This window comes from Streptomyces sp. ATLC9, from assembly GCF_057196705.1.
Window position 1 is genome coordinate 1 of the sequence record NZ_JBXUOY010000491.1, and the last position, 1,586, is coordinate 1,586.

The following is a 1,586-nucleotide window of genomic DNA, read 5'->3' on the forward strand; positions in this document are numbered from 1 at the left end:
GCGGTCTCCTCCGCGGTCTCGGAGGGCACCTTCTCGCGGCCCCCGGCGGGTGCCGGGGCGGGAACGGCCGGGGCCGCGGCCTCGGCGGCCTCGGGACCGGCCAGGACCAGGTGGGCGTTGGTGCCGCCGAAGCCGAAGGCGGAGACCGCCGCGCGGCGCGGCCCGGCTCCCTGCGGCCAGGGCGTGTTCTCGAGCAGGATCCGCTCGGCGGCCGCCTCGCCGCCCGCCGGACGCAGCGGGTCGATCACGCCCGCGGTCGCGGGGACGGTGCCGTGCCGCAGCGCGAGGACGGCCTTGAGCAGGCTGGTGAAGCCCGCCACGGTCAGCAGGTGCCCCACATTGCCCTTGACCGATCCCAGCAGCGGCGGAACCCCGCCGCGCTCGGCGAAGAAGGAGGTGAGCCCGCGCAGTTCGGTGGCGTCGCCCAGCGGGGTGCCGGTGGCGTGGCACTCGATGTAGTCCACGGTGGCCGGGGCGATCCCGGTGTACGCCTGGCGGTAGGCGGCCAGTTGCCCGGACTCGTTGGGGCTCAGCAGATGGCGGCCGGCGCCGTCGTTGCCCAGGCCCACGGCCTCCAGCACCGCGTACACCCGGTCGCCGTCGCGCAGCGCGTCGCGAAGCCGCTTCAGCACGAAGACCCCGGCGCCCTGGCCGGTGACGATGCCGGTGGACCGGCCGTCGAACGGCTGGCTGACGCCGTTGTCCGGGTAGGCGTGCAGATCGGAGAAGGACAGGTGGATCAGCAGCGGGTCGGGGGCGCAGACCGCTCCCGCGACCATGGTGTCGGCCCGGCCGGTGGCCAGGTAGTCCCGGGCCAGGGAGATCCCGTAGAGGGCGGAGGAGCAGGCCGCGTCCAGGGCCAGCCGGGGGCCGCCCAGACCGAGGGCGTCGGCGGTGGTCACCGCGGGCCCTCCGAACGGCCACAGGTTCTCCGGCGCGGGCTCGGCGTCCGTGCCGGCCGGGTCAGCGGGCAGCGGCAGTCCGGCCCGGGACAGGCCCTCGGTGACGGCCTGCCGTACCGGCGGGACGCACAGCCGCACCGACTGCTCGGTGGGGAAGGCGTAGTTGCCCAGGACCAGGCCGGTGCGCGCCAGGGCGCCGGGGCGGGCGTCCAGCCCGGCGTCGGCGAGCGCCTGTCGCACGGTGTGCACCGACCAGCGCACCACACGGTCCAGGCCCGCCAGGTGGTCGGCGGGCAGGCGCAGGCCCTCCAGGTCGATGGCGGGTTCGGTGACGAAACCGCCGCGCACGGCGGTGACGTGGTGGTCCGGGTCGCCCCAGCCGCCGGGCACGTCGGGGCCGGTTCCGAAGATCTCCGGGCCGCCTTCGGTGCGGTGGTCCGCCCCGGCGAGCAGTCCGGTCCAGAACTCCTCGGGGCTGTGGGCGCCCGGGAGCAGGCAGGCCGTGCCGACAATGGCGACCGGCTCGTCCCGGCGAGGTGAACGCGACATTTCTCTCCGTGTCTTCCGCTCGGTGGTGGGTTCTGGGGCGGGTCTCGGTGCCGGCCGGCGGCCGGCCCGGGGGGGGGGGGGGGGGGGGGGGGGCCGCCCGGGCCCCCCCCCCGGCGCCCCCCGCCCCCGGGCCGG

1 protein-coding gene is annotated in these 1,586 nt (G+C 77.2%); it reads right to left on the reverse strand.

Annotated features, from left to right (window positions below; all coding sequences use genetic code 11):
- Nucleotides 1-1,451, reverse strand: a 1,451-nt coding sequence (locus AC2CJA_RS26580; RefSeq protein ID WP_484605200.1) for a beta-ketoacyl [acyl carrier protein] synthase domain-containing protein, incomplete at its 3' end; no start/stop codon positions are given.
- Nucleotides 1,452-1,586: the final 135 nt, after the last annotated feature.